This is a genomic window from Cupriavidus oxalaticus, assembly GCF_038900635.1.
Taxonomy (GTDB): Bacteria; Pseudomonadota; Gammaproteobacteria; order Burkholderiales; family Burkholderiaceae; genus Cupriavidus; species Cupriavidus oxalaticus_B.
The window spans coordinates 138,111-159,086 of the sequence record NZ_JAYMRX010000004.1; the positions used below are offsets into that span (position 1 = coordinate 138,111).

The window sequence follows — 20,976 nt, forward strand, 5'->3', positions numbered from 1 at the left end:
GGGCAGCCTGCGTACTATGCTTCAGCGAAAACCAATAGTGTCCTGCTGCGCCTTGCATGTCCGGGGTGACAAGTGTGAGCGCACCGCATGGCGCTCGAAGGCGGGGAAACATCATGTGTTTCTTTCTTCGCAAAGCTTGCTGCATGCAGCTGGCAGTGCTCGGCCTGTTCAGCGTCTCCACCTTTGCCTATGAAGTCGCCCCGGTCAGCGGCGGCGGCAAGATCGAAGGCAAGGTCACCTTCCAGGGCACCGTCCCGATCCGCAAGATCATCCCCACCAAGGACCGCGAAGTCTGCGGCGGCCCGCGCGATGAACCACAGATCCGCGTAGGCGCCGGCAAGGGCGTGCAGGATGCCGTCGTGTACCTGAAGGAAGTGCCCAAAGGCAAGGCCTGGGGTGCGCCCGACAAGATCCCGGTACTCGACCAGGAACACTGCATTTTCAAGCCTGCCGTGCAGGTGGTCCGCCCCGGCAAGCTTGAAGTGACCAGTTCCGATCCGATACTGCACAACACCCACGGCTTCTACGGACAGCGCACGGCATTCAACCTTGCGCTACCCGAGAAAGGGGTCAAGATCACGCGCGAACTGCCGCGGCCCGGGCTGGTCCGGGTCGAGTGCGACGCGCACGGATGGATGCTGGCCCACATCTATGTCGCCGATAGCCCGTACTACGCGCTGACCGGCGAAGACGGCAGCTTCCGCATCGACGACGTTCCACCAGGCAATTACACCCTGGTTGCCACGCAGTACTACACCGGCGACACCGAGACGCCAGTCACGGTAGCCGGCGGCCAGACCGCGAAACTCTCGATCGAACTCAAGAAGAAATAGAGCGTTCAGTTTCGCCGTTGCCAATTTCATCATCCCCCGGGGGCGGAGGACCGCCAGATGAACTCATTCGAACTCGAACGACGCGAGTTGCACCGGACCATGGCCGGTCCGGGCGATCGCCCGGAAGGCGCAGCAGTATGGACGCGCCGCACATTCCTGCATCAGGCGCTGCTCAAAGGCGTTGCGGGCGCCGCCGCATGCGGATTCTTCCCGCTCCTGAATACCCTTGACGTAGCCTACGGGCAGGCCGGTGAGAGCTTCCGCTTTGCCTGGGTCTCCGACACGCACCTCTACCCCAGGGAGCTCAACTCCCGCTTTGTGGAAAAGACGGTGCGCGCCTTCAAGGAAGTGCAGGCGATGAATCCGCCCGCCGACTTCATGATCTTCGGCGGCGATCTGGCGCAGCTGGGCGAACCCGTCGAGTTGCAGCTCGGCGCCGAACTGCTCAAGGAAGTGAAGATCCGCAAGGTCTTCATACCCGGCGAGCACGACTGGTACCTCGACATGGGGTCGACGTGGAACAAGACCTTCGGCAACACGCCCTGGACTTTCGACCATAAAGGCGTGCGCGTGATCGGCCTGAACACGATCGCCGGCGCACCGGACTTCTGGACGGCACGCAAGATGACGCCGAAAGAGCGCATGGGCCATATGGCCACGCTTGACGGCACGCTGGGCGGTGCCTGGTCGGTCATCGGCGAGAAGCAATTGCGCTGGCTCAACAGCACGCTGTCGAACTGGCCCAAGAGCAGCCCGGTCATCCTGTTCACGCATACGCCGCTGTACGAGTACTACCCGCCGTGGAATTTCTGGATCCGCGACTGGCGCGAGGCGCATGAAATCCTCAAGCCCTACGCCAACGTCACCAATGTCCACGGCCATACGCACCAGGTGCTCTACAACGAGATCGGCAAGGTGCGCTCGATCGGCATGCTGGCCACGTCGTGGCCATGGCCCTACGCGCCGGAAGGCGTGCCGCTTCTGACCAAGCCGATGATTCGCGCCGACCCGGGCGATCACTTCGACGGCGTGGGCTGGAGCACGCTGACCATGACCCCGCAGGGACGGGTGGAAAACGAATACAAGATGTGGCGCAAGACGGTCTTTGCAGATCAGCCGGCGGATTCCGGCACTGAGGACAACCGCAACCAGGTTCTCAGCCCGCGCATCGCCGACCGGATCTAGACCGGCCAGCACCCCTGATCCGGCGCAGCAATGCGTGAGGAGCGAATGATGAAGAACGAGATTTGGCATGCCCGTGCGCTGACGGCGGGCGTAGCCGTGTTGCTGCTGCTCGGCTACGACAGCGACCGGCCGATGGCACACAAGGAACCCCACACCGCAGATCAGTTGAAGGCGTTTGAAGAGGTGTTCATGGAACAGGTGAAGGTCGGCGACCAGCTGTTCCACGGCGATCCCGGCGCGCAGCAGCGGCTGAACGTCAAGCTGTCGAACACCGGTGTGGCCTGCGCCATGTGCCACCCGTACGCGTCGGACACCCACCCGCATGAGTTTCCCAAGTTCCAGGAGCAGATGAACGAGTTCGCCACGCTGCGCGACATGATCAACTGGTGCATCGAGAAACCCAACGAAGGCGAGAAGATCGACCCCAACGGGCCCGCCATGAAAGCGCTGGAAGCCTACATCTACTACTCGAACCGAAACAGCAAGCTCGATCCGGGCAGGCACTGAGCGTCTGGCAGGCTGCGACTACGAAGGGAGCTGAAAGCATATGACTGCCGCCCGCGCGACATCGGACCCATCCGAAGCATTTCCCGACCTGGATTCGCTGATCGACCGCGGGCTTATTCTCAAGTGGCTCTACTGGGGATTGTTCTGGCTGATGTTCACGCCCAGCATCGGCGTGACCATCTCAAGCCTGTTCAACTACCCCGACTACCTCGGGACCTCGCAATACCTGACCTTCGGCCGCTTGCGGCCGATGCATGTCAATGGCGTGATCTTCGGCGCCTTCTCCACGCTGTTCATCGGCCTTTGCCACTACCTGCTGCCGCGCCTGTGCGGCGTACCGGTCTGGAAAGGCCGGTGGGGACACTGGCTGGTGTGGGTGTGGAACCTGGGCCTGGTTGCCGGCATGGTGTCGCTGATGCTGGGCTATAACCAGGGCCTGGAAGCCGGCGAATTCCCGCTGGCGATCGACGCCGTCATCTTCTTCGTGGTGACGGTCACCACCGTGCAGTTCCTGATGACAATCGCGCACCGGCGCGAGCCGCAGCTCTACGTGGCGGTGTGGTACCTGATTGGCGCCTTTGTCTGGACCGTGATGAACCTGGTACTGGGCAGCTTTATCCTGCCCTACACCATCACCGGCATCAACAGCGCCGCCTTCCACGGCCTGTTCATCCACTACATCGTGGGACTGTGGATCACGCCTGCCGGCTACGTGCTGATCTACTACTTCCTGCCGGCAAGCGTGCAGAACCCGGTCTACAGCCACAAGCTGTCGCTGGTGGGGTTCTGGTCGCTGGCGCTCTTCTACCCCTTCGTCGGCATCCACCATTACCTGTACAGCCCCATTGCCGACTGGGCCGAGACGCTCGCGATCATCACCTCGATGCTGCTGATCGTGCCGGTCTGGACGGTATTGCAGAACTTCTTCGGCACCATGATGGGCCGCTGGCACACCTTTACCCAGAACCTGACCGCCAAATTCCTGATCATGGGTTCGCTGATGTATCTGGCGGGGTGCTTCCAGGGCTCGACCGAGGCCCTGCGCGCGATCCAGCAACCTACGCATTTCAGCGACTTCGTCATCTCGCACTCGCACCTGACGGTGTTCGGCACCTTCGTGGTGTGGGCCATCGGCGGCACTGTCTATGTGATACCCAGGCTGGTGGCGCGGCCGCTGTGGTCGCCGCGGCTCGGCAACTGGTCGTTCTGGCTGATCACCTTCGGCATCAGCTTGATGGGGCTGGACCTGACCATGGCCGGGCTGCAGCAGGGCTACATGCTGATGGCCGGCGTGGAATGGGTGGATTCGCTGGTGGCGATCCGGCCCTACTGGCTGGTGCGCACCACGGCCGGCATCTCGATGGACATCGGCATGTCGCTGCTGGTCTATAACCTGATGCGCACCGTGCTGTCGGCCGAGCCCGCCACGGCACCGAGCGCCGCGGGCGCCGTACGCGGAGCGTCCACATGAGCCCGCGCCGCCCCGATGGCCGCTACGGCCTGCGTTTCTATGCGCTGATCGCGGGGTTCGGCTGCATCTCGCTGGCCGCCTTCGTGCAGGGCGTGCTGCCGATGCTGGAGCCGCAGTCGCGCACCGACAAGGTCACCCAGGTGGTGCGCACCGACCTGGGCGAACTCAAGTGGATGGAAGCGCGCGCCACCGACTACACACCGCTGCAGCTGCGCGGCCGCGAGGTCTATACGCGCGAAGGCTGCTGGTACTGCCACTCGCAGTTCGTGCGCCCGGTCACCGGCGAGACCCGGCGCTGGGGCCCGGTCGCCCAGGCCGGCGAATACGCGTTCGACCTGCCGCACCTGTTCTCGACGCGGCGCATTGGCCCGGATCTCTCGCGCGTCGGCCTGAAGTACAGCGATGCCTGGCACCTGGCGCATTTCTGGGACCCACGCATGCTGACGCCCGACTCGATCATGCCGCGCTTCTCCGCGCTGTTTTCCGAGCCGCACACCGCAAGGCTGGTGACCGACCAGCAGGGCCGCCGCACCATCGAGAACACGCCCGCGACCCGGCAGTTGTTCGATTTCGGCAGCAGCGAGACCATCGCGCTGACACCCAATCAGGCCGGCCTGCTCTATGTCCCGGAGCGCGGGAAGTACCCCGTGATCCTGACCCCGAACAAGGAATTCACCGGCGAGACCGTGATCCTGATTGCCGACACCGAAGACCTGCGCGCGCTGGTGGCCTACCTGCAAAAGCTCGGCACCAACCGGGGCAAGTGGCGCGACCGCTTCGAACCGCAGCAGATGGAGGCCTCGCAAACCAGCATCCCGCGTTCGGAGGAGTGGATCGCGCACGGCAAGAACGTGTATGAGCGGCGCTGCCTTGGTTGCCATGGCGTCAAGGGCGACGGCAACGGACCGGCCGCGGCGTTCATGCAGAAGGACCGCCCGCGCAATTTCACGCTGGGCGTGTTCAAGTTCCGGCTCACGCCATCGGGCTCCATGCCGGATGATGGCGACCTGCTGCGCACCATCACGCGCGGCGTGCGCGGCACGGCGATGCCAAGCTGGCACGAACTGCCGGAAAAAGACCGGCTGGCCGTGATCCAGTACATCAAGTACGTGCTGGCGGCCGACCGCAGCAAGCCCGACAAGCCCTACTTCTACTTCCTCGAAGAACCCCCGCTCGCGCCGATCTTTATCGGCGTGCCGCCCAAGCCCTCGGCCGAACTCGTCCAGCGCGGCAAGCAGGCGTGGGACCGCGCTAAATGCTGGGAATGCCACGGGCGCACCGGCAAGGGCGACGGCGAAAAAGCGGCCGGGCTCGAGGACGATTTCGGCTTCCCGATCCCGCCGGCCAACCTGACCACCGGACAGTTCAAGTCCGGGGCATCGGTGAAGGACATCTTCCGTACCGTGAGCACGGGGCTGTCCGGCACGCCGATGCCATCGTTCAGCGACACGGTGTCCGAGGACGACCGCTGGGCGCTGGCCTACTTCGTTCTGTCCCTGTCAGCCTACACCGATCCGCTGACTGGCCAGCCGCTGCCGATTCCGCCCGAGCAGAAGGCCGCGCTGAACGACCCCGGCCTGCGCGCGGAGGAATCGCGGCAGGCCTATCGTCACCCGGCGCCCGGCGAGCCGGGACCACCCGGCCAGCCAAGCACCTATGCCGGCGAGGCGTGGGCCAGGCGGCACGGCTTCGCATTTGCCGACGAGCGCTAGGAGCGAGCATGGCTGAACTCACCTTCCTCCAATTCGTGGTGGCCTTCTTCATGAGCCTCGGCGCGGTCTGCGTGTTTATCTGGGCCGTGCTGTCGGGGCTGTTCGAAGACGTCGAGGCCATCAAGTACAAGGCCTACCGGGCCGAAGTCAAGGATGACGAAGCGGAGGCATCCGGCCATGAATGATGAACCCGACACCCCGCCCGCCGGGCCGGAAACGCCGCATCACCAGCAGACCGAAGGCTACGGCGGCGGCCATATCCAGGCGCGGCATGGCCGCATCAATGTGTGGCTGCTGGTTGTCTACCTGGTGCTGTTCATCTGGGCGTTGTACTACGGCCACGCCTACTGGGGCGGGCTCGGGCCAGGGCTGGACCTGACGCGCTGAGTTGACCGTCCGCCAACCGTCCGCCACACCATCGGAGCCGACCATGATACCGAGACTGCTGCTGGCGCTGGCCCTGCTGAACCTGGCCTTCCTGTTCGGCGAACTCGCGCTGAACGTGCTCGGCCTGCAACTGTTATAGCGGAGCCGGTCATGACCCTTGCCGAAGCGATCGCCTTCTGGATCTTCGTCATCATGACGGTTGGCTTCTTTGCCTGGGTGGCCTATCTGGCGATACGCAAGTAGCGGGAGAGGCCATGAGCAACCTGTGGCTGGTCTTTCTGGCAGGCGCTGCCGGCAGCATGCACTGTGTCGGCATGTGCGGCGGCTTTGCCTGTGGCCTGGGCCCCGCGCCCGGCGGACGCGTTGCCTCCTGGTTGCGGCACCTGAGCTATAACCTCGGCCGGATCTGCAGCTATGCCTTCCTTGGCACGCTGGCCGGCTATCTCGGCATGCTGTTGGTGGGGCACGCCGGTGAAAGCAGCATGGCCAGCATGGTGCAGCGCGGACTGGCCATCCTGTCCGGCCTGCTGATGCTGCTGATCGGGCTGAACCTGGCCGGGTTCGCTGGCCGAGGCGGTCATGCGCTGGGCGGCGCGGGCGCGCAGTGGCTGGCGCAATCGCTGCGCACCTTGCTACGCCAGCCCGGACCTGCCGCGCCGCTGGCATTTGGCGTGCTGAACGGCTTCCTGCCCTGCCCGCTGGTCTACGCCTTCGCCGCGCAGGCAGCAGCCAGCGGCACGGCGCTGGGCGGCCTGCAGGTCATGCTCGCGTTCGGGCTCGGCACCTTGCCCACCATGCTGGCAATGGGCGGACTTGGGCTCTGGTGGCGCGCGCGGCATCGGTCCGGCGCCATCCCGGTTCAGCCGGTCGTGGCCAGCTTCCTGCCTGCGCCAGCGGCGCGCGTGGGCTGGCGCAGGCAGGGCGTGCGCGCCGCCGGCGCGTTCATCTTCCTGCTCGGCCTGATCACGCTCGCGCGCGGCGTGGTTCCGATGAGCGCCCACCTGCATTAGCCAGGCCGTCCATGCCCCTCGAAAACACACACGCCTGCAGTCACTGCCAGTTGCCGGTCGGACGGCTGGGCCAGCAGCGCGAGCTGGACGGCGAAGCGCACTGGTTCTGCTGCTATGGCTGCTGCCTGGCCTATCAGGTGCACCATGGCGAGCACGAGGAACCGCAGGCTGCCGCCGCGCTGATCCGGCTCGGCGTCGGCGGGTTTCTCGCGATGAACGTCATGCTGTTCAGCTGGCTGCTCTACGCAGACGCGTTTACGGGCGACGAAGCGTGGCTGCGCGGCCCGGTTCACTGGCTGCTGTGGGTGCTGGCGACGCCTCTGGTACTACTGCTGGGGCGGCCATTTGCCGAAGGCGCGTGGCAGGCCATGCGGCAGGGACGGCTGTCGACCGACACCCTGGTCTGCATCGGCGTGCTCGCCGCCTACTGCTACTCAGGTTGGCAGGTATTGCTGGGTTCGAGCCTGGTCTATTTCGACACCGCCGCCATGGTGCTGCTGCTGTTCACGCTGGGCCGCCTGCTTGAGGCACAGGTGCGCGTACGCACCGCGCGCCGGCTCGCGCCAATGCTGGCGGCTGAACGCGCCGAGGCGCGCGTGGTCGACGGCGGCACCGAAGACTGGCGCGCCGTCATCGACATCCGGCCGGGCGAGATGGTGCGGATACTTCCCGGCGAGCGCGTGCCAGTCGACGGCATCGTCGTCGATGGCCGCTCGGAGTGCGACGAAGCCGTCCTGACCGGGCAGAGCGAGCCGCAGTTCAAGCCGCCGGGCGCGCTGGTGCACGCCGGCAGCATCAACGGCAGCCGCCCGCTGCTGGTCCGTGCCACGGTGCCCGGCTCGCAAACCCGGTGGCAGCAGATCGGCCGGCAGGTGCGCGAAGCGCTGGCGCGCAAATCGATGGCGGGCGACACCGTCGACCGCATCATTGCCGTGTTCATCCCCGGCGTACTGGCGCTGGCCGCGGCCAGCGCGTGGTTCTGGGGCAGCCGGGCAGGCGCTCCGGTGCAGGCGGCGGATGCCGCGATGCTGGCCGGACTGGCCGTGCTGGTCGTGGCATGCCCGTGCGCGCTGGGCCTGGCGGCCCCGCTCACGCATGCATTGGCGATCGGACTGGCGGCGCAACGCGGCATTCTCGTACGCGGCGGCGACGTGCTCGAAAGGCTGGCACGGCTCAAGGGCATCGCTTTCGACAAGACCGGCACGCTGACGGCGGACACGCTGCACCCCGTCGGCATGCAGACCGAAGGCGCCAGCCACGCGGAAGTCCTGCGCGTGGCGGCTGCGCTGGCGCAGGCTTCGGATCATCCGATAGCCCGCTCGATTGCCGCCATGGCGCGCGCTGCGGCATCGCCGCCGGCAGCCTCCAACGAAGTCGAGGCCAATGCCGGCGAGGGCCTGTCTGGTCGATTCGACGGCATGCATTGTGCGCTGGGATCGTCTGCGTTCTTCGGCGCGCTCGGGTGGCACGTGCCACCCGCCCTGCTGGCTACGGCGCCACTGGGATGCACACTGGTACTGGTCGGCTGGGAGGGCCAGGCGCACGGACTGATCGCGCTGCGCACCCTGCCGATGCCGCATGTTGGCGACGTGATCGCGCAGATGCAGCGCCAGGGCCTGCGCACCCTGCTGCTAAGCGGCGACAATCCGCATGCGGTGGCGGCAATGGCGGGCGATTTGCATATCGATGCGTGGCGGGCCAGGCTGCTGCCGCACGACAAGGTGCGTGCCCTGCGCGACTGGGCCGCCGGCACAGGGCTGGTCGCCATGGTCGGCGATGGCCTCAACGACGGCCCGGTGCTGGCGGCCGCCTCGGTCGGCATCGCCGTGGGCAATGCCTCGGACCTGGCGCGCGAAAGCGCGGACGTCGTGCTGCCGCGCTCGGGCCTGGCCAGCCTGCCGTGGCTGTTGCAGCAAGCGCGCCAGGTGCGGCGCACGGTTCGGGCCAACCTGGCCTGGGCCTTCGGCTACAACGCCATCGCGCTGGCGCTGGCCGCCAGCGGGCTGCTGCAACCGGTACTCGCGGCGGTGCTGATGGCCGGTTCCAGCGTGCTCGTGGCGATGCGCTCGTGGCGCGCCAGCGCAACTGCCGAAGCGAATGCCAACCCCGCCGAACGGGCAGGCGCCACGGCGCCGGGCCATCCCGCTGCATTGCGATCTGGTCACGGAGTTTCACCATGAACCGATGGCTGGCCAGCCTGGCCGCCTGCGTCTTCGCCGTCGCGCTGCCGGGCCTTGCGCCGGCCACGCACAACGAGACCCAGCACACCGACCTGTCTTCGCGCGGCTGGCCGGTGGGCGATTTCAGCCTCACCGACCAGCATGGCCGCGCATTTACCCAGGCGCAGCTGCAAGACCGCTGGACCCTTGTGCTGTTGGGCGACACCCATTGCGGAGCGCCGTGCGGCGCAGCGCTGACGGCCCTGACGGGCTTGTACCAGCGCATCAGCACGACGCAGAAGCTTGCCACCACGCAGGTACTGTTCATCTCGCTGGACCCGCAGCGCGATACGCCGGACGCGCTGCGGCGCTACCTTGCCCCATATGACGCCCGCTTCATGGGTGCCACCGGCAGCCCGGAGACGCTGGCGCGAATGATCGACGATCTCGGCGCCAGACCGGGCTTGCCACCCGCCCCCAACGCAGCCTACCCTGGCTCGCTGATCCTGGTCGGGCCCGATGCCACGGTGCGCGAGCAGTTCCTGCCGCCGTTCGACGTGCCGCTGCTCACCGCCGCCTACCTGAAAGCACGCGTGCGAAAGTGACACATACGCCGCAAAAGCGACGTCTCAAGCTGCCGGTTCGGGGTCAGGCACTGCCAACGTACGCGCCGGCCGGCTCCGGTGCACCAGCCCCGACAAGGCCCCGGCCGCGACAATGCACAGCCCGCCGGCAGCTTCCTTCCAGCTCAGCACCTCGGTCGCCAGCCACCACGCCGAAACCGCCGCGATCACGATCTCGAACAGCATCAGCAGCGACACCCGGTTAGCGGGCAGCCGCTGCAGGCCGTACTGCACAACTGAATTGCTGACCACCAGCACCGCGGCCAGGCCCAGCACCAGCATGGCGACGCTGACCTGCGCGCCTGGAACGACCACCACCGAGGTGCCATCCAGCAGCAGTGCCGCCGGCACGCCGACCACGGTGCAGCCGAGGTACACCACCACGGTACGCACGCGCGCATCCATGTCGGGAAAGCGCTGGCCGGCCCGGCGCGACAGCACGTTGTTGACGGCAAAGCCCATGCCGCCGACCAGCCCCGACCATTCCGCCGCGTTGCCCGGCAGCGGCACGCCGACTTCTGGCGTCCACAACATCAGCCCGGCACCGAACAAGGCCAGCGCCACCAGGCCCAGCCCCGACGGCGACAGCCGCTCGCCCAGGAACAGCCGGGCGAACAGCGCCGTCCAGACTGGCGTCAGGTAGAACAGCAACAGTACGCGCATGACATGGCCATTGACGCTGCCCCAGACAAAGCCGGCATTGGTCACCCCGGCAGCCAGCCCGATCGCGACGAACAGCCAGTGCGGGGGCATGCCAGCCAGCTGGCGGCGGAATGCCAGCAGCGAGAGCACCGCGGCAACCGCGCTGACCAGCGCGGCGGCGTGCATGCCGCCCAGCCCCCAGCCTGCCAGCACGCGGTACGGAAACCAGGCGATGCCCCAGACCGAGGCCCCCAGCAGGATTGAAAGTGATGCCTTGATCGCATGGCGATCGGCCGGCGCAGCCAGCGCCGTAACGGGTTTCGTGTTCATGAAGGGAATCTGTCTGAGGCGAGCCGGCGCTTGCTGCCATGGGCTGGCAGGCAAGTCCGGACAGCGCCGGCGGCATCACCGCGATGTGATGCCCGCCATCCGGGCCCCGGCCGGCCGCGCGGGCGGCCCCGGTGCACGGTAACCCGCGCCGTTCCTCTATAATGCGTCGTTTTAACCGGCCCCGACTGCTACCGTGAATCCGCGCCTCGACCTGCTCCAGCCCTACCCGTTCGAGAAACTGCGGGTACTCTTTTCGCAGGTCAAGCCTGCCGACAAGCCTGCGATCAGCTTCGGCATCGGCGAACCCAAGCACCCGACGCCCGAATTCATCAAGCAAGCGCTGGCCGAGTCGCTTTCGGGACTGGCGAATTATCCCACAACCGCTGGCTCCGATGCACTACGACAGTGCATCGCCGGCTGGCTGGAACGCCGCTACGGCCTGCCCAAGGTCAATGCCGCGACCGAAGTGCTGCCGGTGACCGGCTCGCGCGAGGCGCTGTTCGCCTTCGCCCAGACCGTGGTCGACGGCACCAGGCCTGGCGCGCTGGTGATGTGCCCCAACCCGTTCTACCAGATCTATGAAGGCGGCGCGCTGCTGGCCGGCGCCACGCCCGTGTTCGCCAACAGCGACCCGGCGCGCAACTTCGCCCCGGCCTTCGACCGTATCGGCGAAGAGGTCTGGCAAAAGGTCCAGCTGCTGTTCGTCTGCACCCCGGGCAACCCAACCGGCGCGGTGCTGTCGCTGGACGACTGGAAGCAGCTGTTCGCGCTGTCGGACCGCTACGGCTTCGTGATCGCGTCGGACGAGTGCTACTCGGAAATCTATTTCGACGAAGGCCGCGCGCCGCTGGGTGCGCTGGAAGCCGCGCACAAGCTCGGCCGCACGAATGGGGCCAACCCCTTCGAGCGGCTGGTCATGTTCTCCAGCCTGTCCAAGCGCTCCAACGTGCCGGGCCTGCGCTCGGGCTTTGTCGCCGGCGACGCCGCGCTGCTGAAGAAATTCCTGCTATACCGTACCTACCATGGCGGCGCGATGAACCCGGCGGTGCAGAGCGCCAGCATCGCCGCCTGGAACGACGAGGACCACGTGCGCGAGAACCGCGCCGCCTACGTGCGCAAGTTCAGCGAAGTGACGCCGATGCTGGCCGAGGTGCTGGACGTGGCGCTGCCCGACGCCGGCTTCTACCTGTGGGCCGATGTCTCGCGCACCGGCCTGAGCGACACCGGGTTCGCCGCGCGGCTGCTGGCCGAGCAGAACGTGACCGTGCTGCCGGGCAGCTACCTGGCGCGCGAAGCCGACGGCATCAACCCGGGCGCCAACCGCGTGCGCATGGCGCTGGTGGCGACGCCGGAGGAATGCCTGGAAGGCGCGCGCCGCATCGTCGAATTCTGCAAGGGGCTGGGCTGAGCGGCCTGGCTTGTCCGATTGTGTTCCCCCTCTCCCGCTTGCGGGAGAGGGCTGGGGTGAGGGCCGGCGCGTCAACGAAGTTGCGTGTGTCGGCATGCCACCGCCCGCCCTCACCCCCGGCCCCTCTCCCGCAAGCGGGAGAGGGGAGCAAACAAGAGGTCGAGGCTGAGACTCGACACCCGAGCATCAACATTCAACACCTGAGAAACCTGACATGACGCAAGCACTGCAAGCCCTGATCGACCAGGCCTGGGAAGACCGCACCAGCCTGTCGCCCAAGTCCGCCCCCAACGACATCCGCGAAGCCGTGGCCAACGTCATCGGCCAGCTGGATGCCGGCGCGCTGCGCGTGGCCGAGAAGCAAGGCAAGGACTGGATCGTCAACCAGTGGGTCAAGAAGGCCGTGCTGCTGTCGTTCCGCCTGGAAGACAACGCGCCGATGAGCGCCGGCGGCTTCGCCCAGTTCTACGACAAGGTGCCGACCAAGTTCGCCAACTGGAGCGGCGACGACTTCGCCAAGGCTGGCTTCCGCGTGGTGCCGCCCGCCGTGGCCCGCCGTGGTTCGTTCATCGCCAGGAACGCGGTGCTGATGCCGTCGTACGTCAATATCGGCGCCTATGTCGATGAAGGCACCATGGTCGACACCTGGGCCACCGTCGGTTCGTGCGCGCAGATCGGCAAGAACGTGCACCTGTCGGGCGGCGTGGGCATCGGCGGCGTGCTGGAGCCGCTGCAGGCCAACCCGGTCATCATCGAAGACAACTGCTTCATCGGCGCCCGCTCGGAAGTGGTCGAAGGCGTGATCGTGGAAGAGAACTCGGTGATCTCGATGGGTGTGTACCTGGGCCAGTCGACCAAGATCTACGACCGCGAAACCGGCGAGATCCACTATGGCCGCGTGCCGGCCGGTTCGGTGGTGGTGGCGGGCAACCTGCCGTCCAAGGATGGCAAGTACAGCCTGTACTGCGCCGTGATCGTGAAGAAGGTCGACGCGCAGACCCGCGCCAAGACCAGCCTGAACGACCTGCTGCGTGACTGATCGCGCCTGATCGCGCCTGATCGCGCTGGCGCAGCCCCGCTGCGCCACCCCGTCCCGGGGCTGGCCCCCGGGACAGCATTACCGCTGTCACCGCTGTTACCGCTGGCACCTCCCGCCTGGCCAGGCTGAACATGCCTTCCCTCCGCAAGCGACTCATGGCCCTGGATCCCGCAACCGTCAGTACCGTGCTCTCCCTGTTGCCCACCATTCTCGAGCAGGCCAACAAGACCATCGAGAAGATCAAGAAAGGCAAGCGCAAGGACGATGCGCCGGAAGGCGCCGTGGCCGAAACACGCGATCCTGCCGCCCGCATTGCCGAACTGGAAGCCGCCGCCGTGCAGCAGGCCGAGGCGGTCAAGCTGCTGGCCGAGCAGCACGCCATCACCATCGAAGCGCTGCGCAAGGAAGCCGCGCGGCTGGACCGCCGCCTGCGCCTGATGACCGCGGTTGCCATGGGTGGCGTGGCGCTGGGGCTGGGCAGCCTGGTGATTGCGCTGAACCTGCTGTTCCGCTGAGCCCGAATTTCACAAAGAACAAGCCATGACCGTCCTGCTCTACGGCATTCCCAACTGCGACACCGTCAAGAAAGCCCGCACCTGGCTGGATGCCAACGGCGTGGCCTACACCTTCCACGACTTCAAGAAGCAAGGCGTGGATGAAGCCGTGCTGCGCGGCTGGCTCAGGCACGTGCCGCTGGCCACGCTGCTGAACCGCAAGGGCACCACCTGGCGCGCGCTGTCGGACGCCGACAAGGTACGCGCCGAGGAAGAAGCCGGCGCGATCGCGCTGATGCAGCAGAGCCCGTCGCTGATCAAGCGCCCGGTGCTCGCCCACGCTGGCAAGGTGATGGTGGGCTTCTCCGCCGACCAGTACGCCAGCCAGTTCTGATTTCCCTGCTGATTCACCCGCTGACTCCTCTGATTTACGCCGCCGTCACATGACCGCCACCCTCGCCCTCACCGAAGACCTGATCCGCCGCCGCTCCGTCACGCCCGCCGACGAAGGCTGCCAGGCCATCCTGGAAACCCGCCTGAAGGCGCTCGGCTTCGACTGCGAAGCCATCGTCAGCGGTCCGGACGATTTCCGCGTGACCAACCTGTGGGCGGTCAGGCGCGGCACGCAGGGCACGGCGGGCAAGCTGCTGGTGTTCGCCGGCCATACCGACGTGGTGCCGACCGGCCCGCTGGAGCAGTGGCACTCCGACCCGTTCGAGCCGACCCATCGCGACGGCAAGCTGTACGGCCGCGGCGCGGCAGACATGAAGACCTCGATCGCCGGCTTCGTGGTGGCGGTGGAGGAATTCGTCAAGGCGCATCCCGCGCATGCCGGCTCGATCGGTTTCCTGATCACCAGCGACGAGGAAGGCCCGGCGCATGACGGCACCATCAAGGTCGTCGAAGCGCTGAGCGCGCGCGGCGAGCGCCTGGACTACTGCGTGATCGGCGAGCCGACCTCGGTCAACGCGCTCGGCGACATGGTCAAGAACGGCCGCCGCGGCTCGCTGTCGGGCAAGCTGACGGTCAAGGGCATCCAGTGCCATATCGCCTACCCGCACCTGGGCCGCAACCCGATCCATGACGCCGCCCCGGCGCTGGCCGCGCTGGCCGCCGAGGTCTGGGACGAAGGCAACGAGTACTTTCCGCCGACCAGCTGGCAGATGTCGAATATCCACGGCGGCACCGGCGCCACCAACGTGATCCCGGGCCACGTCACCATCGACTTCAATTTCCGCTTCTCGACCGCCAGCACGCCCGAAGGCCTGAAGGCGCGCGTGCATGCGATCCTGGACCGCCACAGCCTCGAATACTCGCTGGACTGGACCCTGGGCGGCGAGCCCTTCCTGACGCCGCGCGGCGATCTGTCGGACGCGCTGTCGTCCGCGATCAAGGCCGAAACCGGGTTCGACACCGAGCTGTCGACCACCGGCGGCACCTCCGACGGCCGCTTCATCGCCAAGATCTGCCCGCAGGTGATCGAGTTCGGCCCGCCCAACGCCAGCATCCACAAGATCGACGAGCACGTCGAGGTGCGCTTCATCGACCCGCTGAAGAACGTTTACCGCGGCGTGCTGGAACGCCTGATCGCCTGATTTTTTTCGCCGAAAGACACCGACATGGCAACACCTTCTCCCCTGTGCACCGTGCGCGACCTGCTGCGTCTCGCAGTCTCGCGCTTTACCGCCGCGCGCCTGTCCTTCGGCCACGGCAGCGCCAACGCCTATGACGAGGCGGCCTACCTGGTACTGCACACGCTGAACCTGCCGCTCGACACGCTCGACCCGTTCCTCGATGCGCGCCTGCTGCCCGAGGAAATCGACGCCGTGCTGAAAGTGATCGAGCGCCGCGTCAACGAGCGCGTACCGGCCGCCTACATCACGCACGAGGCCTATATGCATGGCCTGCGCTTCTACGTGGACTCGCGCGTGATCGTGCCGCGCAGCTTCATCGGCGAGCTGCTGCAGGAAGGGCTGGAGCCGTGGATCGGCGAGACCGGACAGATCGGCCCGGTGCTGGAGCTGTGCACCGGCTCGGGCTGCCTGCCGATCCTGGCCGCGCATGTGTGGCCGAACGCGAAGATCGATACGGTCGACATTTCGCCCGATGCGCTGGCCGTGGCCCGCCGCAACGTCGCCGACTACAAGATGGACGACCGCATCCGTCTCTACGAAGGCGACCTGTACGCGCCGCTGCCGCATGGCGCGACCTACGATGTGATCCTGACCAACCCGCCGTACGTCAATGAGGCCTCGATGCAGGCACTGCCGGCGGAATACCAGGCTGAACCGCGCATCGCGCTGGCCGGCGGGGACGATGGCATGGACGTGGTGCGGCGGATCATTGCCGGGGCCAAGGCGCGATTGAATCCGGGTGGCGTGCTGGTGGTCGAGATCGGCAACGAGCATGCCAATGTGGAGGCGGCCTTCCCCGACCTGGAGATCGTCTGGCTGCCGGTCAGCGCGGGCGAGGAGCAGGTCTTCCTGCTGACGTACGACGCTCTGCCGGGCTGATGCGCTAAACCCGCCGACGGTTTGCTCCCCTCTCCCGCCCGCGGGAGAGGGGCGGGGGGAGAGGGCAGGCGCTAGCGTACTGCAACGGCCCGACTCCGTCGATACTCCCGCCCTCACCCCAACCCTCTCCCGCAAGCGGGAGAGGGAGCACACCATCGGCACAGGGTACGCCCGCGCAATCTGGGCGAACACCGGCCAACCGTTGATCACGCAACGCGCGCAGGCTCTACACTCGCTGCAGATATCGCGCCACTGACGCCGTGACCGCCAGCAACTCCCCTCTCCCCGGATCCCCTCCCGGTTCCAACGCCCTGCCTGCCCAAGCCGCAACCACGCGCGCCGTGCGCGGCATCGCCATCCTGACCTTCGCGTTCGCGCTCAGCCAGTTCTTCCGCTCCTGCCTGGCAGTGATGGCACCCGAGCTGCAGCACGATTTCGGGCTGTCGCCGGCAGGGTATGGCGCGCTCTCGTCGTCATTCTTCCTGGCCTTTGCCGTGGCGCAGATCCCAGTGGGCATTGCGTTCGACCGCTATGGGGTCGGCCGCCCGACCGCGCTGCTGCTGGCCGTGGGCGCGCTGTCGTCGATCGTATTCGTGCTGGCGCCCAACGGCACCGCGGCCACGCTGGCGCAGGTGGGGCTGGGACTGGCGTGCGCCCCCGTGTTCATGGGCCTGCTGCATTTCGCCTCGGAACAACTTTCCGAACGCGATTACACCCGCGTGGTCAGCCGCTCCAACGCCACCGGCATGATCGGCTCGCTGTGCGCGACTGCGCCGCTTGGCTGGGCCATCTCGCTGATCGGCTGGCGGCCATCGATGGCGGTGTCGGCACTGGGCATGGTGGCGGCCTGCTATGGCGTGTGGCGCTTCGTGCGCGACCATGGCCATGCCGAGGCCCGCGGCGCCTCGTGGCCGGCGATGCTGTCGGAAAGCGTGCAGTTGCTGAAGCTGGCGCCGCTGTGGACGCTGATCCCGCTGTGCGTGGCCATGGCTGCCGGGACTGCCTTCCGCAATGCCTGGAGCGGCCCCTACCTGGCCGAGGTATTCGGCCTGGGCTCGGCACCGCGCGGCGTGGCGCTGACGCTGCTGAGCCTGGCCGGCTTCCTGACGGCATTCCTGCTGCCGGTGCTGGTCCGGCGCAGCACGCTCAAGACCGCCATCGCCGGCTGGTCGTGCTTTGCCATGTCGGGGGCGATCCTGCTGGCGCTGTGGCCGGACACCGGCATCGGCTACGCCGTGGCGATGATGGCGCTGCTGTCGACCATCGGCATGCTGCACCCGCTGGTGATGGCACAGGGCCGCGGCCTGATCCCGCCGTCGCAGCGCGGCCGCGGGCTGGGGCTGCTCAATACCTTCGTGTTCCTCGGCTCGGCGCTGACGTCGTGGGCGTTCGGCCTGATCGCCAACGCGGGGCATGTGCGGCAGTGGCCGGTAGCGTCGACTTATGCGGCAATCTTTGTGTCCGCGGCGGTGCTGGTCGCGGTGTCGCTGGTCCCGTATTTCTTCAGTCCGCCGCATCCGACCAACTGAGCGCCATTGAGGACGGCATCCCTCATGCAGCCGCGCGGCGTTCGGATCACCGGGACGATCGCCCTGGGCTTCGCCCACAAAAAGCCAGACTTATCGATTTAAGAATTCCCCTGCCGCCGATCCCGCTTTACCGTTTGTGACACCAACGTCCCAGCCCGCAATATGGGACGGCGGACGCGCCCGCGGCCGCATAACAAGGAGACACATCGATGGCATCATCCCTGCGCCCCGTCCGGGGCCGCCGCGCATGGCTCGTACGCGGCCTGGCCGGCATGCTGGCCGCCGGCTCGCTGGCCGTGCCGCTCACCGCCGGCGCCGAGACCTGGCCCGCGCGACCGATCCAGTTGCTGATCCCCTACCCGCCCGGCGGCAGCGCCGACCTGCTGGCGCGGCCGGTGGCCGCCAAGCTGCAGGAAAAGCTGGGCCAGCCGGTGGTGCTCGACTACCGCCCCGGCGCCGGCGGCACCATCGCCACGCAGGCGCTGGCGCGCGCCAAGCCGGACGGGTACACGCTGATCATGGTGCTGGCCGCGCATGCCATCAATGCGAGCCTCTATCCCAAACTGCCGTACGACACCCGCAAGGACTTCGCGCCGGTCTCGCTTGTGGCCAACCTGCCGATGATCCTGGCCGGCAGCTCGTCGCTGCGTGCGAACAACGTGCAGGAGCTGATCGCGGAGGCGAAGGCCAATCCCGGCAAGCTGACCTTTGCCTCGGCCGGCAACGGCAACACCGGCCACCTGGCGGGCGAATTGTTCGATTCCGTGGCCGGCGTCAGGATGACCCACGTCCCGTACAAGGGCAGCGCGCAAGTGGTGACGGCGATGCTGTCGGGCGAGGTCCAGCTGACCTTCGACAGCATCTCCACCACGCTGCCGCACGTGAAGAGCGGCAAGCTGCGCGCGCTGGCGGTGACCGGCAGCCAGCGCGCCGCGGTCGCGCCCGACGTGCCGACGCTGGCCGAAGCCGGCGTGCCGGGCATCAGCATCACTGGCTGGTATGCGGTGCTGGCCCCGGCCGGCACGCCGCAGCCGGTGGTCGACCGCCTCAGCACCGAGATCGCCACGGTGCTGCGCCAGCCAGACCTGAAGGCCACACTGGCAACCAATGGTTATGAACCGGTCGGCTCCACGCCCGCCGCGCTGCGCACGCATATCGATGCCGAGATCAACCGCTGGAGCAAGGTGGTCAAGGACTCCGGCGCGCAGATACAGTAACCGCTTTCCAGCGGGCGCCGCCATGCCGGCGCCCGCTCCGTTTTTGCGACATGAACTTGCTGACATGACCAAGACGCCGAACCAGCCCAACCAGCCCACCCAGCCCACCCAGCCCGCGCCGCTTACCCGCCCTTTCACCACCATGTCCGTGCTCGTGCGCGAGCATGCCACCGAACGCCCCACGCAGCGCGCGCTGATGCATGACGGGCGCGTGCTCGACTACGCCGGGCTGGACGCCGCCATGGACCGCATCGCCGCCGCGCTGGCGCGCGACAACGTGCGCCCCGGCGAGGCCATCGCGATCTGCGCCAACTCGTCGATCGAATACGCCGCGGTCTACCTGGGCGCGGTGCGCGCGGGCGTAGTGGTGGCGCCGCTGGCACCGTCGTCGACGCCGGAAAGCCTGGCCGGCATGGTGGCCGACGCCGGCGCGCGCATCCTGTGCACCGATGCCGCCGTTGCCGCCGCCTTGCAGCCGGTGCGTGACCAGCTGGCCGGCACGCCCCTGGTCATGCTCGATGGCAGCGCAGGTTGGGATGGCGCCCAGCCCTATGCGGACTGGCTCGCCCCCCCCGGCACGCCGGTGCAGGAGCCCGAAATCCTCCCGGAAATGCCGCTGAACATCATCTATTCGTCCGGCACCACCGGCAAGCCCAAGGGCATCGTGCAGTCGCACGGCATGCGCTGGGCACACGTGTCGCGCGGCGCGGCCACGGGCTACGGCACCGATGCCATCACGCTGCTGTCGACGCCGCTGTACTCCAACACCACGCTGGCCAGTTTCTTCCCGACCATCGGCCTGGGCGGCACGGCGATCCTGATGGCCAAGTTCGACGCGGGCAAGTACCTGGCGCTGGCGCAGCAGCACCGCGTCACGCACACCATGCTGGTGCCGGTGCAATACCAGCGCCTGCTCGCGCATCCGGACTTCGACCGCCACGATCTGTCTTCCTTCCGGCAGAAGTTCTGCACCAGCGCGCCGTTCAGCCCGGCGCTGAAGGCCGAGGTGCTGCGCCGCTGGCCGGGCGGGCTCACCGAGCTGTACGGCATGACCGAAGGCGGCGGCAGCTGCCTGCTGCACGCGCACCAGTTTCCCGACAAGCTGCACACGGTCGGCCGCCCCGCGCCGAATGCCGACATCCGCGTCATCGACGACGAAGGCCGCGAGTTGCCGCCGGGCAGCACCGGCGAAGTGGTCGGCCGTTCGCCGGCGATGATGAACGGCTACCACAACCAGCCGGAAAAGACCGCCGAGACCGAATGGCACGATGCGCAGGGCAACCGCTTCATCCGCACCGGCGATATCGGCCGCTTCGATGAAGACGGCTTCCTGGTGCTGCTCGACCGCAAGAAGGACATGATCATCTCGGGCGGCTTCAACATCTATCCGAGCGATATCGAGGCGGTGGTGCGCGAGCACCCGGCGGTCGCCGAGGTGTCGGTGGTCGGCGTGCCGTCGGAGCGCTGGGGCGAGACGCCGGTGGGCTTCGTCGCGCTGCGCGCGGGCAGCGGCGCCACGGCGCAGGACGTGCTCGCCTGGGCCAACGAGCGCCTGGGCAAGACCCAGCGGTTGGCCGGGTTGCATGTGGTCGACAGCCTGCCGCGCAGCGCCATCGGCAAGGTACTCAAGCGCGAATTGCGCGACCGGCTGACGCAGGCCTGAGCCCCTGACGCAAAGCCCGCTCGCGCGGTGCGCGCAGCACAATCGCAGAAAGTTTGCCAGGGTGCTTGCGCAATCGCGAACGCATCCCTATAATTCGCGGCTTCGCTAGGCTCGTAGCTCAGCTGGTTAGAGCACCACCTTGACATGGTGGGGGTCGTTGGTTCGAGTCCAATCGAGCCTACCAACGCACAAAGGAAACGGACGGTACGCATATGCGCACCGTCCGTTTTTCTTTTCCCGCGGCAATGTCGCGC

General features: G+C 67.2%; 20 protein-coding genes and 1 tRNA gene. 20 read left to right on the forward strand and 1 reads right to left on the reverse strand.

The window, feature by feature from the left end; translation table 11 throughout:
* Positions 1-113 precede the first annotated feature (113 nt).
* The 10 genes from VSR71_RS09120 (at position 114) to VSR71_RS09165 (ending at position 9,869) form a co-directional block, all read left to right on the forward strand.
* Positions 114-833 (forward strand): carboxypeptidase regulatory-like domain-containing protein, encoded by a 720-nt coding sequence (locus VSR71_RS09120; protein ID WP_342913548.1) that lies wholly within the window; start codon positions 114-116, stop codon positions 831-833.
* Positions 834-890: 57 nt separating this feature from the next.
* A complete protein-coding gene (locus VSR71_RS09125) occupies positions 891-2,018 on the forward strand; it encodes a metallophosphoesterase family protein (RefSeq protein ID WP_342913549.1) in 1,128 nt (375 codons plus the stop codon).
* A gap of 48 nt (positions 2,019-2,066) precedes the next feature.
* Positions 2,067-2,525: a hypothetical protein gene (locus VSR71_RS09130; protein WP_342913550.1), complete on the forward strand. Its 459-nt coding sequence runs from the start codon at positions 2,067-2,069 to the stop codon at positions 2,523-2,525.
* Between the two features lie 40 nt (positions 2,526-2,565).
* Positions 2,566-3,996 carry a cbb3-type cytochrome c oxidase subunit I gene (locus VSR71_RS09135; protein ID WP_342913551.1) on the forward strand — a complete coding sequence of 477 codons (1,431 nt, stop codon included), beginning with the start codon at positions 2,566-2,568 and terminating at the stop codon, positions 3,994-3,996.
* Complete coding sequence (locus VSR71_RS09140; RefSeq protein WP_342913552.1) at positions 3,993-5,708, forward strand: cbb3-type cytochrome c oxidase subunit II; 1,716 nt, start codon at positions 3,993-3,995, stop codon at positions 5,706-5,708. The genes VSR71_RS09135 and VSR71_RS09140 overlap by 4 nt, the downstream gene beginning before the upstream one ends.
* Positions 5,709-5,716: 8 nt before the next feature.
* Positions 5,717-5,893: a cbb3-type cytochrome oxidase assembly protein CcoS gene (ccoS, locus tag VSR71_RS09145; protein ID WP_116320632.1), complete on the forward strand. Its 177-nt coding sequence runs from the start codon at positions 5,717-5,719 to the stop codon at positions 5,891-5,893.
* On the forward strand, positions 5,886-6,095 hold the full coding sequence (locus VSR71_RS09150) for a hypothetical protein (protein WP_342913553.1): 210 nt from the start codon (positions 5,886-5,888) through the stop codon (positions 6,093-6,095). The genes ccoS and VSR71_RS09150 overlap by 8 nt, the downstream gene beginning before the upstream one ends.
* Before the next feature lie 254 nt (positions 6,096-6,349).
* Positions 6,350-7,105: a sulfite exporter TauE/SafE family protein gene (locus VSR71_RS09155; RefSeq protein ID WP_342913554.1), complete on the forward strand. Its 756-nt coding sequence runs from the start codon at positions 6,350-6,352 to the stop codon at positions 7,103-7,105.
* A gap of 11 nt (positions 7,106-7,116) precedes the next feature.
* Positions 7,117-9,285: a heavy metal translocating P-type ATPase gene (locus tag VSR71_RS09160; RefSeq protein WP_342913555.1), complete on the forward strand. Its 2,169-nt coding sequence runs from the start codon at positions 7,117-7,119 to the stop codon at positions 9,283-9,285.
* Positions 9,282-9,869 (forward strand): SCO family protein, encoded by a 588-nt coding sequence (locus VSR71_RS09165; protein ID WP_342913556.1) that lies wholly within the window; start codon positions 9,282-9,284, stop codon positions 9,867-9,869. The genes VSR71_RS09160 and VSR71_RS09165 overlap by 4 nt, the downstream gene beginning before the upstream one ends.
* A gap of 24 nt (positions 9,870-9,893) precedes the next feature.
* On the opposite strand, the gene VSR71_RS09170 is transcribed toward VSR71_RS09165, so the two are convergent.
* Entirely contained in the window at positions 9,894-10,859 is a 966-nt protein-coding gene (locus VSR71_RS09170; protein ID WP_342913557.1) for a DMT family transporter, read from the reverse strand.
* A 193-nt stretch (positions 10,860-11,052) separates the two neighbouring features.
* Between VSR71_RS09170 and dapC the strand changes: the two genes are divergently transcribed.
* The 10 genes from dapC (at position 11,053) to VSR71_RS09220 (ending at position 20,906) form a co-directional block, all read left to right on the forward strand.
* Entirely contained in the window at positions 11,053-12,267 is a 1,215-nt protein-coding gene (gene dapC, locus VSR71_RS09175) for a succinyldiaminopimelate transaminase (RefSeq protein ID WP_342913558.1), read from the forward strand.
* A 214-nt stretch (positions 12,268-12,481) separates the two neighbouring features.
* Positions 12,482-13,306, forward strand: coding sequence for a 2,3,4,5-tetrahydropyridine-2,6-dicarboxylate N-succinyltransferase (gene dapD / locus VSR71_RS09180; RefSeq protein ID WP_342913559.1), 825 nt, complete (start codon positions 12,482-12,484; stop codon positions 13,304-13,306).
* Between the two features lie 155 nt (positions 13,307-13,461).
* Positions 13,462-13,821 (forward strand): hypothetical protein, encoded by a 360-nt coding sequence (locus tag VSR71_RS09185; RefSeq protein WP_240745875.1) that lies wholly within the window; start codon positions 13,462-13,464, stop codon positions 13,819-13,821.
* Between the two features lie 25 nt (positions 13,822-13,846).
* Positions 13,847-14,194, forward strand: a complete 348-nt coding sequence (locus VSR71_RS09190; RefSeq protein ID WP_342913560.1) for an ArsC family reductase — start codon at positions 13,847-13,849, stop codon at positions 14,192-14,194.
* A 49-nt stretch (positions 14,195-14,243) separates the two neighbouring features.
* Positions 14,244-15,395: a succinyl-diaminopimelate desuccinylase gene (gene dapE, locus VSR71_RS09195; protein WP_342913561.1), complete on the forward strand. Its 1,152-nt coding sequence runs from the start codon at positions 14,244-14,246 to the stop codon at positions 15,393-15,395.
* A 24-nt stretch (positions 15,396-15,419) separates the two neighbouring features.
* Positions 15,420-16,313, forward strand: a complete 894-nt coding sequence (gene prmB, locus VSR71_RS09200; protein ID WP_342913562.1) for a 50S ribosomal protein L3 N(5)-glutamine methyltransferase — start codon at positions 15,420-15,422, stop codon at positions 16,311-16,313.
* A gap of 260 nt (positions 16,314-16,573) precedes the next feature.
* Entirely contained in the window at positions 16,574-17,842 is a 1,269-nt protein-coding gene (locus VSR71_RS09205; protein WP_342913563.1) for an MFS transporter, read from the forward strand.
* A gap of 209 nt (positions 17,843-18,051) precedes the next feature.
* Entirely contained in the window at positions 18,052-19,059 is a 1,008-nt protein-coding gene (locus VSR71_RS09210) for a tripartite tricarboxylate transporter substrate binding protein (RefSeq protein WP_342913564.1), read from the forward strand.
* A gap of 64 nt (positions 19,060-19,123) precedes the next feature.
* The gene (locus tag VSR71_RS09215) at positions 19,124-20,722 is read left to right on the forward strand and encodes a class I adenylate-forming enzyme family protein (protein WP_342913565.1); all 1,599 of its coding nucleotides are present in this window, start codon (positions 19,124-19,126) and stop codon (positions 20,720-20,722) included.
* 107 nt (positions 20,723-20,829) lie between these two features.
* Positions 20,830-20,906 (forward strand) — tRNA-Val (locus tag VSR71_RS09220).
* The last annotated feature ends 70 nt before the right edge of the window (positions 20,907-20,976 follow it).

Excerpts from the sequence above, each read along its gene's own strand:
- VSR71_RS09120 (WP_342913548.1), top strand. The coding sequence starts at position 114 with ATGTGTTTCTTTCTTCGCAAAGCTTGCTGCATGCAGCTGGCAGTGCTC.
- VSR71_RS09155 (WP_342913554.1), top strand. The coding sequence starts at position 6,350 with ATGAGCAACCTGTGGCTGGTCTTTCTGGCAGGCGCTGCCGGCAGCATG.
- VSR71_RS09170 (WP_342913557.1), bottom strand. The coding sequence starts at position 10,859 with ATGAACACGAAACCCGTTACGGCGCTGGCTGCGCCGGCCGATCGCCAT.
- VSR71_RS09165 (WP_342913556.1), top strand. The coding sequence starts at position 9,282 with ATGAACCGATGGCTGGCCAGCCTGGCCGCCTGCGTCTTCGCCGTCGCG.
- VSR71_RS09150 (WP_342913553.1), top strand. The coding sequence starts at position 5,886 with ATGAATGATGAACCCGACACCCCGCCCGCCGGGCCGGAAACGCCGCAT.
- VSR71_RS09130 (WP_342913550.1), top strand. The coding sequence starts at position 2,067 with ATGAAGAACGAGATTTGGCATGCCCGTGCGCTGACGGCGGGCGTAGCC.
- dapE (WP_342913561.1), top strand. The coding sequence starts at position 14,244 with ATGACCGCCACCCTCGCCCTCACCGAAGACCTGATCCGCCGCCGCTCC.
- VSR71_RS09160 (WP_342913555.1), top strand. The coding sequence starts at position 7,117 with ATGCCCCTCGAAAACACACACGCCTGCAGTCACTGCCAGTTGCCGGTC.
- VSR71_RS09135 (WP_342913551.1), top strand. The coding sequence starts at position 2,566 with ATGACTGCCGCCCGCGCGACATCGGACCCATCCGAAGCATTTCCCGAC.
- VSR71_RS09185 (WP_240745875.1), top strand. The coding sequence starts at position 13,462 with ATGGCCCTGGATCCCGCAACCGTCAGTACCGTGCTCTCCCTGTTGCCC.
- VSR71_RS09210 (WP_342913564.1), top strand. The coding sequence starts at position 18,052 with ATGGCATCATCCCTGCGCCCCGTCCGGGGCCGCCGCGCATGGCTCGTA.
- VSR71_RS09215 (WP_342913565.1), top strand. The coding sequence starts at position 19,124 with ATGACCAAGACGCCGAACCAGCCCAACCAGCCCACCCAGCCCACCCAG.
- ccoS (WP_116320632.1), top strand. The coding sequence starts at position 5,717 with ATGGCTGAACTCACCTTCCTCCAATTCGTGGTGGCCTTCTTCATGAGC.
- VSR71_RS09140 (WP_342913552.1), top strand. The coding sequence starts at position 3,993 with ATGAGCCCGCGCCGCCCCGATGGCCGCTACGGCCTGCGTTTCTATGCG.
- dapD (WP_342913559.1), top strand. The coding sequence starts at position 12,482 with ATGACGCAAGCACTGCAAGCCCTGATCGACCAGGCCTGGGAAGACCGC.
- VSR71_RS09125 (WP_342913549.1), top strand. The coding sequence starts at position 891 with ATGAACTCATTCGAACTCGAACGACGCGAGTTGCACCGGACCATGGCC.
- VSR71_RS09190 (WP_342913560.1), top strand. The coding sequence starts at position 13,847 with ATGACCGTCCTGCTCTACGGCATTCCCAACTGCGACACCGTCAAGAAA.
- prmB (WP_342913562.1), top strand. The coding sequence starts at position 15,420 with ATGGCAACACCTTCTCCCCTGTGCACCGTGCGCGACCTGCTGCGTCTC.